This window comes from Catenibacterium mitsuokai, assembly GCF_025148785.1.
Taxonomy (GTDB): Bacteria; Bacillota_I; Bacilli_A; order Erysipelotrichales; family Coprobacillaceae; genus Catenibacterium; species Catenibacterium mitsuoka.
In genome coordinates this window covers 1172806-1188308 of record NZ_CP102271.1, presented here as the reverse complement: position 1 = coordinate 1188308, position 15503 = coordinate 1172806, and the positions used below count along the sequence as shown (strand labels likewise).

10 protein-coding genes and 2 pseudogenes are annotated in these 15503 nt (G+C 30.3%); 3 read left to right on the top strand and 9 right to left on the bottom strand.

What is annotated here, in order from left to right; genetic code table 11:
- Positions 1–6: 6 nt before the first annotated feature.
- From NQ499_RS05895 to NQ499_RS05865, 7 genes are all read right to left on the bottom strand, one after another.
- Complete coding sequence (locus NQ499_RS05895; protein WP_006505070.1) at positions 7–951, bottom strand: NmrA family NAD(P)-binding protein; 945 nt, start codon at positions 949–951, stop codon at positions 7–9.
- A 182-nt stretch (positions 952–1133) separates the two neighbouring features.
- Positions 1134–2732 (bottom strand): ABC-F family ATP-binding cassette domain-containing protein, encoded by a 1599-nt coding sequence (locus NQ499_RS05890; RefSeq protein WP_006505069.1) that lies wholly within the window; start codon positions 2730–2732, stop codon positions 1134–1136.
- Positions 2733–2931: 199 nt separating this feature from the next.
- Positions 2932–3282: a type II toxin-antitoxin system RnlB family antitoxin gene (locus tag NQ499_RS05885; protein ID WP_006505068.1), complete on the bottom strand. Its 351-nt coding sequence runs from the start codon at positions 3280–3282 to the stop codon at positions 2932–2934.
- A 25-nt stretch (positions 3283–3307) separates the two neighbouring features.
- Positions 3308–4798: a ribonuclease H1 domain-containing protein gene (locus NQ499_RS05880; protein WP_006505067.1), complete on the bottom strand. Its 1491-nt coding sequence runs from the start codon at positions 4796–4798 to the stop codon at positions 3308–3310.
- A gap of 446 nt (positions 4799–5244) precedes the next feature.
- Complete coding sequence (locus NQ499_RS05875) at positions 5245–5745, bottom strand: dCTP deaminase domain-containing protein (RefSeq protein ID WP_006505066.1); 501 nt, start codon at positions 5743–5745, stop codon at positions 5245–5247.
- Between the two features lie 141 nt (positions 5746–5886).
- Positions 5887–7641, bottom strand: coding sequence for a P-loop NTPase fold protein (locus NQ499_RS05870; protein WP_155812603.1), 1755 nt, complete (start codon positions 7639–7641; stop codon positions 5887–5889).
- Entirely contained in the window at positions 7583–7765 is a 183-nt protein-coding gene (locus NQ499_RS05865; protein ID WP_006505064.1) for a P-loop NTPase fold protein, read from the bottom strand. The genes NQ499_RS05870 and NQ499_RS05865 overlap by 59 nt, the downstream gene beginning before the upstream one ends.
- A 352-nt stretch (positions 7766–8117) precedes the next feature.
- Between NQ499_RS05865 and NQ499_RS05860 the strand changes: the two are divergent.
- The 3 genes and pseudogenes from NQ499_RS05860 to NQ499_RS05850 all read left to right on the top strand — a co-directional run.
- Positions 8118–8228: pseudogene (locus NQ499_RS05860) on the top strand (helix-turn-helix domain-containing protein); the annotation flags it as partial.
- A 105-nt stretch (positions 8229–8333) separates the two neighbouring features.
- Positions 8334–9559, top strand: a pseudogene (locus tag NQ499_RS05855) (nucleotide sugar dehydrogenase).
- A 17-nt stretch (positions 9560–9576) separates the two neighbouring features.
- Positions 9577–10662 carry a GDP-mannose 4,6-dehydratase gene (locus NQ499_RS05850; RefSeq protein ID WP_006505061.1) on the top strand — a complete coding sequence of 362 codons (1086 nt, stop codon included), beginning with the start codon at positions 9577–9579 and terminating at the stop codon, positions 10660–10662.
- A gap of 99 nt (positions 10663–10761) precedes the next feature.
- Here the strand turns inward: NQ499_RS05850 and NQ499_RS05845 are convergent, their stop codons facing one another.
- Together NQ499_RS05845 and NQ499_RS05840 are read right to left on the bottom strand one after the other, a co-directional pair.
- Entirely contained in the window at positions 10762–14775 is a 4014-nt protein-coding gene (locus NQ499_RS05845; protein WP_006505060.1) for a hypothetical protein, read from the bottom strand.
- Between the two features lie 26 nt (positions 14776–14801).
- Positions 14802–15500 carry a hypothetical protein gene (locus tag NQ499_RS05840; RefSeq protein ID WP_006505059.1) on the bottom strand — a complete coding sequence of 233 codons (699 nt, stop codon included), beginning with the start codon at positions 15498–15500 and terminating at the stop codon, positions 14802–14804.
- Positions 15501–15503: the final 3 nt, after the last annotated feature.

Sequence of the window (15503 nt, the reverse complement as noted above, 5' to 3'; positions counted from 1 at the left end):
TATAGTTTATTTGTCTTGAGAATGTCTTTCACCGATTTGGAATTCTTCATTATGATCAAACATGTATTTTACAGAGATAGGTGTGTCTCCAGTTAGTTCAGTAAAGTCTTTTGTATGAATATCCATTTTACCTTCTCTAATAGCCTGTGCAAATGTAACCATGCCATCTGAAGAGAATGGTGCTTCTGAATCCTTTAGGAATACGCCATCAGTTGTTCTAGGGACACCCATTGCATCCCAGATCTGATAGTTTTCTTCATCAGTGACATTTACAAATGGTACATGGTTTCCTGTACTTACATCACCAATAGCACAGAATGTTGAAATAGTCATTAGTTCTAATCCGTTAATATTCCATACCTTATGGTGGAATTCATTTGATCTATGTAATGCATAAGCTAATGCTTTAGCACAGTCTTTACGAGAAATATAAGCCATTAGACCATCACCTTGTGAATTAGTAAGCGGTGCATTCATATGAGCGTAAGTAAAGTAATTAGTAATCATTGCTTCAGCATATTGAGAGTTTCTCATGAACTGATAGTCTAGACCTACTTCCTGGATATATTTTTCAGTATAGATATGGTCTTTCTTTTCTACTGATGGGTTTGTTTCATCATCAGCATTGACTAAAGAAGTATAGATGATCTGTTTAACACCTGCTGCTTTAGCTGCATCTACAGCATTCTTATGCGCATTCTGTCTTTTAACACCAACAAATGGCATAGAGATTAATGCAAGAGCATCAGCCCCTTTAAATGCTTCAACTAATCCATCAGGATTATTAAAGTTAGTTACGTGTGTTTCTACACCCTTTTCAGCATATTTCTTGAGTGATTCTTCATTGTAACCACAAAAGATTAAGTTTTCTACTGGTTCTAATGTAAGTAATACGTCAGCAGCTAATTGACCTAAGTTTCCATCAACACCAGTTAATAATAGTTTACCCATTAAGTTATCCTCCTATTTCTATAAGTAATATGATAATACTTTTAGAATCTGTTTATAAGTGAGTTTCAGATTTAGAAAATGATTTTTAGCTTTTCTAAGCTTTATAGGATGATACAGGTATTAACATACTCATCGTATAAGAACCTAACCTTAAGAAGAAAAAAGAGCGGTTTAATCCGCTCTTATGCTTCAAGTGTGTCCTTGTATTCTAGATATTCATCAAATGTTGATAAACGATCAATTGTACCTTCTGCAGTAAATTCGATAATTCTATTCGCAATTGTCTGAACAAACTGGTGGTCATGACAAGTAAATAGAATGTTTTCTGGGAATCTCATTAAGCCCTGGTTTAGTGCCTGGATAGATTCAAGATCAAGGTGGTTTGTAGGTTCATCAAAGATTAATACATTTGCATCATGCATCATCATTTTCGCAAGCATACATCTTACCTTTTCTCCTCCTGATAAAACATTGGCTTTCTTTAATGCTTCATCACCAGAGAATAACATTCTACCTAACCATCCTCTTAGTTCCTGTTCATACATACTACCATCAGTAAACTGTCTTAACCAGTCTAATAAAGATAATTCACAATCATTAAAGAATGCTGAATTGTCTTTAGGGAAATATGACTGAGTAGTCGTAATACCCCATTTATAAGAACCTTCAAAGTCTTTATCTTCTCCCATGATGATCTTAAAGAATGCTTCAGTTGCTTTATCGTCGCCAACAAAAGCCACCTTTTCATTTGGAAGAATTGAGAAAGATACATTATTAATAAGTGTTTGTCCATCTACAACCTTAGTTAAGTTTTCTACATTTAATACAATGTTTCCTACTTCTCTACCTGGTTTGAAACCGATGAATGGGTATCTTCTAAGTGATGGTTTCATATCAGTCATTTCTAGGTTATCTAATAACTTCTTACGAGAAGTGGCCTGTTTTGCTTTAGAAGCGTTGGCACTAAAACGAGCGATGAACTCTTCTAATTCTTTCTTTTTAGCTTCTGCTTTTTTGTTCTGGTCTTTCATCTGCTGGATCTGCATCTGAGAATATTCATACCAGAAGTCATAGTTACCTACATATAGCTGAATACGGCTGTAATCAATATCAGCAATATGTGTACATACTTTGTTTAAGAAATAACGGTCATGTGATACAACAATGACAGTGTTTTTAAAGTTTAATAGGAAGTTTTCTAACCATCTGATACTCTTTAAGTCAAGATGGTTGGTAGGTTCGTCTAGTAAAAGAATATCAGGGTTTCCAAATAAAGCCTGGGCTAATAATACTTTAACCTTCTGATTACCATCTAAGTCTCTCATATACATATCATGGTATTCAGTTGTAATACCTAAACCATTTAGCATGATTTCAGCATCACTTTCAGCATTCCAGCCATCCATGTCTGCGAACTCACCTTCAAGTTCTCCTAGTTTAATACCATCTTCATCATTGAAATCTGGTTTAGCATATAACTTTTCTTTTTCCTGCATGATTTCAAACAGTCTCTTATTACCCATGATGACTGTTTCTACAACTTTGTTGTCATCATAAGCAAAGTGGTCCTGTTTTAAAACAGATAATCTCTTATTAGGTTCAATAATAACTTCACCTTTATTAGGTTCTATTTCACCTGATAATATTTTTAAGAATGTGGATTTACCAGCACCATTTGCACCAATAATCCCATAACAATTTCCATCAGTAAATTTAACTGATACATCTTCAAATAAAGCGCGATCTCCGTATCTGAGTGATACATTATGTGTTGATATCATAGTCTACATTTCCTTTCGTACAGAGATGTATTATGCCATATTTAGTTGATTATGTCTAGTAAAATTGAGATATAGGTGATAGATAGAAATAGTGGTACTGTTATATAAAGAATAGAGAGTAGTATGAGTAATGGAATATAAGAAAAACCTGATTGTGTGAACAATCAGGCGTATTAATACTGCTTCTTAAACTATAAGATTAATTCAAAAGTTGGTTTATTTGTGAATCCGTTAGAATAGAGTTTAATACTATTTCTTTCTTGTCTTTAAGAAAGTTGTTTGCTAGAGTCTCATAGAATGGATTAAGTGAAACATATCTATGACTATTTAAGTCTATCTTTCCTGATTCATTAATATCAAATTCAACAAATCTATATTTATCTATTCCTGTTTTTAAAGCTAGATCAACAAGTACATGTTCAGGTTTATTAGGAGAAGCTTCAAATGATAACTGTTTTAGATATTTGCTTACTAATATTTCATAATCAAGAACTGTGATTAATGCAATGTATTCTGAATCATTAAGTGCATTTACATATAGTTTTTCCATTTATAAACCCTCCATTTCAAAATGATTAAAATAATATATAATATTTATCGATTAAATTCAAGCCCTTTTCTAAAAGTGCTCTAGCTTTCTCAATACTGTCAATCATTGCTGTATCATAATCTTCAGATGACCAATGAGAATACGGATGTCTCACTTCATTATAATTTGTATAAAAATCATTTAAAAATGTAAGTTGTTTATTACTAAGTTTATTCTTAGATGAACTACTACATTCATAACTACCATTTTCAGTTTTAATAAAATATCCAAAATTATTTGTACCATTATCACGAGCAGTATCTAATTCCATTTTTTCATTTAGTATTCTATGCAAATAAAATTCATAAGCCCTAAAAATAGGAGTTACCAGGCAAGTATAATCAGGCATGTAGCCTGTTAACATAGTATTATAAGTCGCAGATAATAAGTTGCAAAAATTCTTGTCATCATAACTACCTCTGTAGTTTGGCAATAACATTTTAAACTGCTCTTCGACTTCCTCCTTAGAAATAGTTAAAGCATGATATGAGTTTAAAGTTTCTACAACAATTTGATCACTTGATAAAAATTCAATTGCCGTTGCAATTATCTTTTGAAACAAAACAGACTGTTTACCTTGAACGTAGGATCTTCTATTTCCATATAAATTAATAATAACCTGACTCTTAAAATCACTAATAATTAATTGTTTTCTTGTTTCATTGATTTCTTTTGTTTGAATAGTAATGATTGCATTTAGATTCACTAAAGATTTTCTATTCTCTTCATCTATATAATCTACGATTGCTTTCCAATCATCAGAAGAAAAACCAATAAAATAAACGGAGCCATCTTTATATGTTTTATGACCTTTAGCTAATAAAGATTTCTTTGCCAAAGCATCTGCTTCTTCATTATAAATAATGCCTGAATGCGCAGGAACTTTTATAAATTCTATCTCAATATATTTCATTTTCTTTTGAATAAATTCTGTATAGGCCTGAGTTAGTTTATTTTTCGCTTTCCATTTTTTTGTTGCCCACATTTCAATACCTGTGTAATCGTAATAAATGGTAATTTTAGTTTTCTTGCTGTTTACAGCAACCAGTACAGCTTCTTTTACTCCTTCAAGCTCTGCAAAAACATTTCTTAAAGCTATCAAATTTTCATTGAACTGTTTTCCAAAAGATTTATATGATGTGTACTTCTCTCCACCCTTACTAATAATGATAGTACCAAATCCAGCTTTCTCTTTTTCAGCATTATAACTACCATCAACAAATGCAACGACTTCATCTTCAGATAAATTATCAATTTTTTTATTAATTTGATCATTTAAATCTGTAGTATTTGTATCTTCTTTTTTATCATATACATAATCTTCAAAATCTAAAATAAATTGTTTAGCCTCTTGGTAAGTTGCAAATTTCTTATAAACTGCACCAGAATATCCATTTATTTGTTCTTTTGTTTCATCCCATGTTCGATATATACCTGGAATACGCCCTACTTTTACAGCATAATATTTATTTGCCATTTGAATTCTCCTTCCTAAATTATTTTCATAGAAGCATACTTATGTTTTAGAAATTCTTTCATCCTTAACATTGTTTATGATTTAAATAAGAATGACAGAACTCTTATTCCACACTATATATATACAAATCAATATTTAAATTTTCTTCTTTATATTTCACAAAGTTTATAAAACATCATAAAAATACAGAATATTAAATTCAGGTTATCGACTGTTGTTCAATTTCAAAGACATCTAGCTTAAAACATTATCATGCGAACAGTTATAAAATATCTTTAAGGAATTCATGTAAGCATTATGTCAGCCAAAGATCATATTCAGAAAAAATTAATTGTGAATATATAATTTTCAACGCAAAAAACCTGATTGCGCATTTAAACAATCAGGAATAATTAAGCTTATGGGAATAGAGGGAACATTAGGATAAAACGGAGCTGTCATTCTTATTACTCTTTATTTGTTCTTTCTTCATAATTATCTTTGTAATGAGATAATCCTTTGTATTGCCATTCATCATTGAATGATGCATTGACTTGTTGATTATAAGTATGAATTGGTTTTGAAGAAAGTTGTTCAAATACCATTTGAGCAATACATAGATTCTTAGATATTCTAAATGTATCATGAGAAGTGTTGTCTACCCTAAGATAGATAGGTGTTTTGTGTCCTGGATTATATACTGGTGATACGATGGTAATACCTTTTCTTATTAGTAAGTTCTTATTTTCTACTCTTATTAATAAATCAGTAGGAACATTTATTTCTTCAATACATTTGACCATAATAGCTTCTTTAGGTTTTAAATCATATTCATCTACATTACCGTGTTCAGTAATGATTTCAGATATATGTATATCATAAGAAATACCTTTAACATTTTCTTCATCGTATCCATTAATGAATATTTCTTTACTTCTTTCAATTATGTCTTTGTCTACTAGTATCATAGATATTACACCCCTCTCATTTATATGGGTTAATAATACCACTCTAATAAAAATAAGACAAATCACTGTATATAAAGAAAACAGGAATTCCTGGTTATTTTAAATCAGCATTTTCCAAGACCTTTTGTATGCTTACTTCTTTTACTCCGCTAATAGCATATCTATTGTCTGTATAAATTGATTTGCATGAGCTGCTGCTATTGAATTCTTATTGGAACTACAATGCTGTTCTAAATATGATTTGAGTCCACATTTTAAAGCATTTAAAGCAGTCTTCGTCTGTTCACTTTTAAATTCAGAAGAATGCATCATAGTTCTTATAATATTCTTTGTATTAAGAATCATATCATTCTTATCAGCATTAGAGGACTGTTTAAATGCACTCAAGGTAACTTCTGCCATCTTATCACTAAAACAATCCAACCTTTTATTTCTTATTTCCTCATATGCTTTATGTGGATCTTTATTCATAAGTTCTATATACAAGTGTCGGTTATGCTCAAATAACTGCAATTCTCCATTACGATATTTTTCAATAGTTTCATAAACTTTCCACTGACTATCTGTGTAATCATTTTTGTTTACATAACTCTTAACCACTATACAATGTGAGGGATCTTCATGTGATTGCAATAATTCATCAATCTTTCTTTCAACACCTAGCTGTACCTTACCCCAATCAATCTTTGGAATATTAATATGATGTTTCTTAGCCTCTCTACTATTACACAATAGATATACATAATCATTTAAATCAAGCTTTCCTTCGTATGCTAAGTTCAACAATTCAGGATAACCATCCAACATATCATCTTCTTCTAAGTTAAAAATGCTATTTGATTTAGCTTTATCTAATGGTGAGATTGCAGCATACCTTTGTTTCACATATGACATCTGGCAATTTATAACTTCTTTATCCCATTCACCATCTATTATCCATGTTTTAATACCGTTTATCATGTACTTACCATTATAATATCCTGGATATAGGATAGAGACATTATTCTCAGTTAGAAGCATTCCGTATTCTTCATACCTTTTAACTAAACCTGCTCTTGCAGAAAAAATAAATGTTATAAAAGAAAATAACCACTTATTTTGGTCAGGTATATTATACGCTACTAGCAGTTCATATACTCTTTCAAAATCCTGTAGCGCACATTTCAGACTTCTTATGTTATGAGGTCTTGCTTTTAACAAATTTTGAATACGTTTATTTTCATCATCTATCTCACGTAAACTACCTTTTGTACATTTTTCTACGAAATCATTTAATGATTTCCCATCCTTTGTTTTTCCAGAAAAAATCACGATAATCTCATTTATATATTCTTCTAAAAAGGATTTATATAAATCTGATTCAAATTTCATATTCTTAATAACACTAGTGACAACAGAACGATATTCTGGGTGGTGGTGAACAGTTCTTTGAACAATTTTTTCCTTAATTTCATTATACTCTATATTATTCCCATCACCTTTTTGTATTTTATCTTCATTGGCTACAATAATTGTAGAAAATCCTAGATTCTCACAATAATCATTTATACAGCCGAGTAAATCAGTTGTAGAAATACATGCACGTTCCAAATCATCAAATATTAAAACTACTTTCTTATTTCCAATTTCATTCTCTATCTTCACAAAATCTAAAACATTAATTGAAAATACTCCATTTACAATATTTTTTACTGGATCTGGCATAAACTCATTTACATTCTTAGCCACATCCTTTAAAGGTTTGACATATTTATTTAATGCACAAGTAACTTTTCCAGTATTATCTATACTGTTTATACATTCATTCAACCATTTTTTCTGTACTTCTGCCTTAACTTCATCTATTGATATGACTCCAAATAGACTTATACGCAAAAAAACATGAGTTTTCTTCAAAACTTTTAATTAATTCTTCATCAAGTAAATAAGTTTTTCCACATCCCCATTCACCAGTAAGCATTAATGCACCAACTGGATGTTCTATTTTGCAATAGTTTTCTAACTCTTCTAACGTATCCATAAAATATTCCCTTCTTTCAATATAATATTCATTCAAATCAATTAGGACTTACCATTAGATTACCATAAGATACTAACGTTATCCATTATTTCCTATTCTTGTTGCTACTACACCTTATATTTTTATATGAGAAAAAAACTATTAAATATGTGTAATTCTACTTTAAATAACATCAATTCTATATGAAGAAGTAAATATCAGTATATTCTTCTATTTTAATTGACAAGCAAGATAAACTTTGATGAACTATGCCTGTTTTAAAAGTAAGTAATATTTATTATGTTTGTGATTATAAATAACATTTAGGGAGGAAATAAGATGAAGAAGATCTCTTATTCAAAGATGGCAGACGTTGTTTCTGCTAAAAGAAAAGAAATTAACACAGGCTCAGCTTGCTGATATGACTGGTATCCATAGAGCAATGCTTAGTAGATTAGAAGGACAGGATTATATTCCTTCTATTGATCAGTTACAGGCATTAGCTGAAGTATTAGATTTTGAAGTAACAGACTTATTCGAAGAAGAAAAGAAAGAAACTAGTAAACCTGTAGTAGATAAGAAATACAATATTGCAGTAGCTGGTACTGGATATGTAGGTTTATCTATTGCAACTCTTCTTTCTCAGCATCACCATGTAACAGCTGTTGATATTATTCCTAGTAAAGTAGAACTCATCAACAATAAGAAGTCTCCTATTCAGGATGATTATATTGAAAAGTATTTAGCTGAAAAAGAACTAGACTTAACTGCTACATTAGATGGTGAAGAAGCATAGAAGCATATAAGAATGCTGATTATGTTGTTATTGCAGCACCTACTAACTATGATAGTAAAAAGAACTTCTTTGACTGTTCTGCAGTAGAAGCAGTTATTGAATTAGTATTAAAGGTAAATCCTGATGCTGTTATGGTTATTAAGTCTACTATCCTTGTAGGCTATACAGCTTCTGTAAGAGCTAAATATAATACTAAGAATATTATCTTTAGCCCAGAGTTCTTACGTGAATCTAAGGCTTTATATGATAACCTATACCCTTCTAGAATTATCGTTTCTTATGATGAAGACACTAGAGAAAAAGCTGAAGTATTTGCATCACTATTGCAGCAGGGTGCTATTAAAGAAAACATTAATACTTTATTTATGGGATTCACTGAAGCAGAAGCAGTTAAACTATTTGCTAACACCTATCTCGCATTACGTGTATCATACTTTAATGAATTAGATACTTATGCTGAAACAAAAGGTTTAAATACACAGGAAATTATTAATGGTGTATGTTTAGATCCACGTATTGGTACTCATTATAATAACCCAAGTTTTGGTTATGGAGGATATTGTTTACCTAAGGATACTAAACAGTTACTTGCTAACTTCAATGATGTTCCACAGAATATGATTAGTGCTATTGTTGAAAGTAATAGAACTAGAAAAGATTATATTGCAGATAAAGTACTTGAAATGGCTGGTGGATATGAAGCAAATAGCGATTATGATCCAAGCAAAGAAGAAGAAAAAGTCATTGGTGTTTATAGACTTACTATGAAGTCTAATTCTGATAACTTTAGACAGTCTTCTATTCAAGGTGTTATGAAGAGAATTAAGGCTAAGGGTGCTAAGGTTGTTATTTATGAACCAACACTTAAGGATGGAGATACTTTCTTTGGTTCTTTAGTTATTAATGATTTAAAGAAGTTCAAGAAAGAAAGTCAGGCTATTGTAGCTAATAGATATGATTCTTGTTTAGATGATGTAAAAGATAAGGTATACACTAGAGATATCTTTAAGAGAGACTAATATGGAGGGTGAATGATATGAACCATATTGATTTAAAAAATAAAACTGTTTTAGTTACAGGTTCTGCTGGTTTTATTGGTAGTAACTTAGTATTAGAACTATTAAAAACACAATCACCTATTCATATTATTGGTTTAGATAATATGAATGATTATTATGATGTAAGTATTAAAGAATGGCGTTTAAAAGAAATTAAAAAGTGTTTAAAGGAACATAGTGATTCTAGTTATGTGTTCTATAAAGATGATTTAGCTAATAAAGCTATTATTGATCATATCTTTGAAGAACATAAACCTGATATTGTAGTTAACTTAGGTGCTCAGGCTGGTGTAAGTTATTCTATTAGTAATCCTGATGCTTATATTCAGTCTAATATGATTGGTTTCTATAATATCCTAGAAGCTTGTCGTCATTCATATGACAATGGTGCTAAGGGTGTAGAACACTTAGTATATGCTTCATCTTCATCTGTATATAGTACTAATAAGAAAGTACCATATAGTACAGAAGATAAGGTAGATAATCCTGTATCTTTATATGCAGCTACTAAGAAGTCTAATGAATTAATGGCACATGCTTATAGTAAGTTATATAATATCCCTTCTACTGGTTTACGTTTCTTTACTGTTTATGGTCCAGCTGGAAGACCTGATATGGCTTATTTTGGATTTACTAATAAGTTACTTAAAGGAGATACTATTCAGATCTTTAACTATGGTAACTGTAAGAGAGACTTTACATATGTAGATGATATTTTAGAGGGTGTTAAACGCATTATGCAGGGAGCACCAGAAAAGAAGAATGGTGAAGATGGTTTACCTATTCCTCCTTATGCTGTATATAATATTGGTAATAGTAATCCTGAAAACTTGTTGGATTTTGTAACTATTTTACAGGAAGAATTAATTCGTGCTGAAGTGTTACCTGCTGATTATGATTTTGAAGCTCATAAGAAGTTAGTCCCTATGCAACCAGGTGATGTACCTATTACTTATGCTGATACAAGTGCTTTAGAGAGAGATTATGGTTTTAAGCCTAATACTTCTTTAAGAGATGGTTTACGTAAGTTTGCAGAGTGGTATAAAGAGTTTTATAAGATTTAAATAAGTTAAAAGGCTTAGCTTCGGTTGTACCGGAGTTAAGCCTTTTTGCTTACATAAGTTATCTCAAAAAATCAATTGATATCCCCTTTTATCATATTTTTATTCAGGTAATTTAGCCACTAAAGGTAATAAGTATATCATTATGACTATCACTTCTTCGATTACGTGTATTAATTCACTTAAGTCATTGTGTTTTCTGATAGTAGATTCAATTTCATCATAACAATCCAAAAATTGCTTAATTATATTCAACATCTCAATATTTTGCTCATCAACATCTTCAAACAATTCATTTACAACATTATCAATCAAAATAATATCATTCCACAAGGCACTAATTTGATTTATCAATTCTTCTATATGTCTAGCCAAAGTACAAAGACATTTTTGATCAACAGGCACTTGAAGAATTTGTAGATATCTCTGAAGGTATACCTTCATATCACCAAGCTTTTCCATGGCATTATTCCATATTCTTAACGACTTACTAGCATTTATTCTTTCCATAAGAACAGGTTCTGTATCACATGGAAACATAGGTTTTGCAATTTGAGATTCTCCCACATCTAATAATTTATAGGTTGGAATAGAAAGAACTGATGGAGATATCACACCATTAAAAGCTGGAACATAAGCTAATTCTAATGATTGTGTTTCTAGATACCACCTATTACTAGATGGTAAAATACTGTCCTGAAAATAATGTCTAATAATCATTACAATTCTAGTATATTCATCTTCTAAAGTAATATCATCATTCATATTGTAATTAACAATAATATAAGCATGTTTGTCTCCCGTAAGAAGTGTACCGTTTAATGCTTTAACTGCCCTCGAAAGATTATCTGAAAAATAATTAATTCCTTTTCGATATTTTTGTTTTGAATCATAAGCAATATCATAATTTTTTGGTTGATTGTCTAACATATAGCGCCACACATTCACCAAAGTCATAGTATTTTCAAGTTCGTGCTTTAAAAAATCTCCATCAAGAGTACTATACTCAGAAAACAAAAGGTCATATTCTTTCTGAAAGTTCACAAGATTTTTAGACGCAGCATACAAATTAAACATAGCAATTCTTGGATTATCAATGGTATTAATATCTTGCCTTTTAAGTCTCACACTGAAAACATCAAAAAATTGATCATAAAAATTTTCCAATGATCTATATAAATCATTGTAACATTTCCTAAAATTATCGTATTTTTTCACAGAAAGTAATTGGCGCATTGGATAATACTCTGCATCAGGACTTTTATCATTACCTTCTGAATAGAGACAATATGGGTCAACAGCAAAATATGGAAGTAGATTTTCATTGAGTAGTTTTTCATTAAATAATTTAATTAGATTAATAATCTTTTTACCTCGTTGTTCCGTATATCTACCTTTCTTATATATATCATTAAAGAGTTTAATTGTTTCTACTACCAGATTGTTCGTATTAATTCTTAATTCATCAAGTTTAGTTACATATTCCTGCCAAGAAGAGGGACGAAAACTATATTCAATTCTTATTCTAGCCCATCCATTCACCTCAGTCACCCAGGTTTCTAAACGTTTACTTTTATGAATATGTAATTTGTCATCTAATGCTTCAATCCCCAAATCACGAAGTAAATCAACACCTATCAATTCAATATCAATGTACTCTTTTTCTGAATATAGTTGTTTTAATATATCTAACATTTTAATTCTCCAATACTGATTAAAGTTTTGGATATTGTCTGATTCATTTACCTCTTTTAAAAGAGGTGGGATAAATTTACATGTTACTACATCATCTGTTACTGAAAAATTAAGCAATTGCATTTCATTGATAAGTCTCTTCACTAAAACATCTACAGCAGCTAGGTAACTTTCTTTTAGTGCAGTATGTTCAGATAATCCACGTATTGCATCTGCTGATGATTGAAGATCACCCTTACATACACTTGTAACTATTTCAACCATTTCAAACGGAAGTATTACCTCTCTATTTCGCTTCGCCATCCAGAATAACGAATATCCAAAAGATTGACAATCAGAATCTGTATCAGGCAGAACAAGTGGTATCTTACTATTATTTATAAAATAATCAATTGCTTGATAGTCTATATGGAGTGAAGTAAGTGATTTTTTTACATTATCAATGTCATTTTGAATATTAGTTTTATTTTTTTTCGGTAGTTCTTTTATATCATCTGCAATCATCTTATCTGGACCATAAATACCAGAAAGATCAACAGGCAACAAGCAGAGCCACCCTTTACCATGTTTAGCAACCAGAGATTCAAAAACCTTCATATTATTCTCTACATAACACTTTGCATCTAACCAAAGCATTGTCTTAATAGAATTTGCATATCCTACCCAATCACGGAACTCTATTTGAGACAATCTTTGTATATCCTTAATATCATATTGATTATTAGAGAAATAATCTAACAGAACCACTCGTATATTTTTCGATTCTATACAAGGTAATGCTTTAAATACAATTTCTTTTGAAGACGTATAAATCAAATTACACAATACATCAAATATGATTTTTGCTCGTACTGGATGAAGTGCTTCAATAGTATTTTCATCTACCACTTTAATTAAATACTCGTCTTGTAAACGTCTAATAGCAGCATATATATTAGAACAATGAATTTCATTTTTTACATCCGTAATATTAATTAAGCAACCTAAACGACCAACATAACACACTATCTGAAGTAATTCTAACCACTCATCAGAAATTCTTTGTTGTAATAATGCATCAAGCTGTTCATGAAGGCGTTGTGCTAAAACCTGATTGTGAGTTATAAAATATGTAAATTCAATTAAAGGTCCTTGACCACCAAATATTTCCCATGCTTCTTCAAAAGTTCTGTGTTCTTGATGAGGTTTTGTTTCCGTATAAGTATTATAAATTTGTTCAGCTTCTTCTTTTGTCAAAGTTAGTTCAACAATACCATACTTAATTTGCTTCCCACTAATTGGTGTCTGATTATAATCTTCGTCTCTAATAGAAATAAGAACAGGAATAGAAAGACCTCTAACTTGCAATTCTTGTAATAAAAATGCCCATAGTGTTTCACCTGGTTGAACATCAATATAAATAATAAGTGACTCATTATGCTTTCCTAAGCCATCTAATGCAGAAACTAAATTCTGTGCTTGTCCTTCATTGGCAAGGGTACGTACACAAAATACACAGCCTTCTGGATATGTATCCATTAAATAACGATAGCAAAGTGTGCTTTTCCCTTGCCCAGAAACACCTTTAACGATTGCAACACCCTTAGTATCAATTACAGACTGAATTTCTTCCATCCAGTAATTTCTTTTAAAATCTAGATTATTACGAATATGTGAAGGATGTGCAGCAATACCTTGTGAGTATTCTTTTTGTAGATGAACATAATCATCATTCAATTTGAATTCATCTAAACGTACAAGAGACTTGTTGTATTCTTTGTAGAATCCATCTAATGATGCTATATTTGTGCCAATTTCATGGATTTTTTCTTCCCATAATTGTAGTGTTGTATATTCTTTACTTTTAGAAAGTACAGATATATGTTGAATTAGTAATTCTTTTGCGAGTGTAGGTGCAGACATGACTGGTACATAATTAGTGATTTGATTTTGAATATTTGAATCTAAATCATTAAGATTCACTTTTTCAAAATGCAATGAATCAATTAACCATATAGCATCTTCTTCACATAAACCATGATCATCTACAAGTTTTTTAATAATAGTTCTTTTTGTATTTGCATTTCCTTCTTGTATTTCTTGCAATTCAGTACCAAGAGAATTAAAGTAAACCACATTAACATTATTAAAAGATGGATATTGTTCATGTAAGCTACACATACGATTAAAGAATCCCTCACCACTTTGGGATGTTTTTGTACCAGCAAGACTAGATAATGTTAAACTAGCTGATATATTTTTAACTTGAACAGCCTCTATTACAACATTATTCTTTTTAATAACTAAATCTTCTACATCTTCTGGATAGTACTCATAACCATCTTTATCAGAAATTAATCTAGAAGCAATATATAATGTTTGAGAAGAGAATCCTTTCCATGCAGCTTGTGCGCCTTTATCAGATTTTTGAAATGAGTTCATTTTTACCTCCTGAAATATACTATCTATTAAATAATTTCTTCTAATTTATTAATGATATGATTTATTTCACCAAGCATTTTCTTTAATTCTTCAGTTGTATAATTATTATCAGTGGCGTAAACAATATTGTTTCTCATTTTCAGGAATTTTCTCAGTATATTGACTTCATTATCATCAATAAAATGATTTTCTGCTAAAAACTGAATAACTGTTTTTGATGTATCTAATTGTGAAGTTAAACTTATATCTTCAACTATCCCCTCTAATTCTCTCCATTTCCTAACAATTTCATACTCTAATACTTTAGAACATTCCTCCAAAGAAGCATTATATTTTGATGTTACAACACCAAAAATTTGTGTAGCAAAAGAATATAATACAAAAATAAAACCAATAAAAGCTACTGTACATGAAATAAGTGAATATATGTGCCCTATTCCATTGTGATCATTTTTCCAAAATACTTTGCTTAATAAAAATATAAAAACACCTAAAATCATATACAAAATTCCTAAGCGAAATAGAGTATAGTCGCGGCGTTGTCTATTTTTATAATCAGTTAATAAAGGCTTTTTAATTTCACTATCAATACGAAGCAACTCACTTACACTTAATTCATCTAATGGTTTTGTACGAGACACTAGAGTTTTATATAAAAGGCTTTTATATTCATCTGATAATTCATCAAGATATTTTTCTATTTTATCATTAGGTAAAGTACTCATATT

Coding starts and splice junctions, on each gene's coding strand:
- NQ499_RS05895 (WP_006505070.1), bottom strand. CDS start 951: ATGGGTAAACTATTATTAACTGGTGTTGATGGAAACTTAGGTCAATTA.
- NQ499_RS05890 (WP_006505069.1), bottom strand. CDS start 2,732: ATGATATCAACACATAATGTATCACTCAGATACGGAGATCGCGCTTTA.
- NQ499_RS05885 (WP_006505068.1), bottom strand. CDS start 3,282: ATGGAAAAACTATATGTAAATGCACTTAATGATTCAGAATACATTGCA.
- NQ499_RS05880 (WP_006505067.1), bottom strand. CDS start 4,798: ATGGCAAATAAATATTATGCTGTAAAAGTAGGGCGTATTCCAGGTATA.
- NQ499_RS05875 (WP_006505066.1), bottom strand. CDS start 5,745: ATGATACTAGTAGACAAAGACATAATTGAAAGAAGTAAAGAAATATTC.
- NQ499_RS05865 (WP_006505064.1), bottom strand. CDS start 7,765: ATGGATACGTTAGAAGAGTTAGAAAACTATTGCAAAATAGAACATCCA.
- NQ499_RS05850 (WP_006505061.1), top strand. CDS start 9,577: ATGAACCATATTGATTTAAAAAATAAAACTGTTTTAGTTACAGGTTCT.
- NQ499_RS05845 (WP_006505060.1), bottom strand. CDS start 14,775: ATGAACTCATTTCAAAAATCTGATAAAGGCGCACAAGCTGCATGGAAA.
- NQ499_RS05840 (WP_006505059.1), bottom strand. CDS start 15,500: ATGAGTACTTTACCTAATGATAAAATAGAAAAATATCTTGATGAATTA.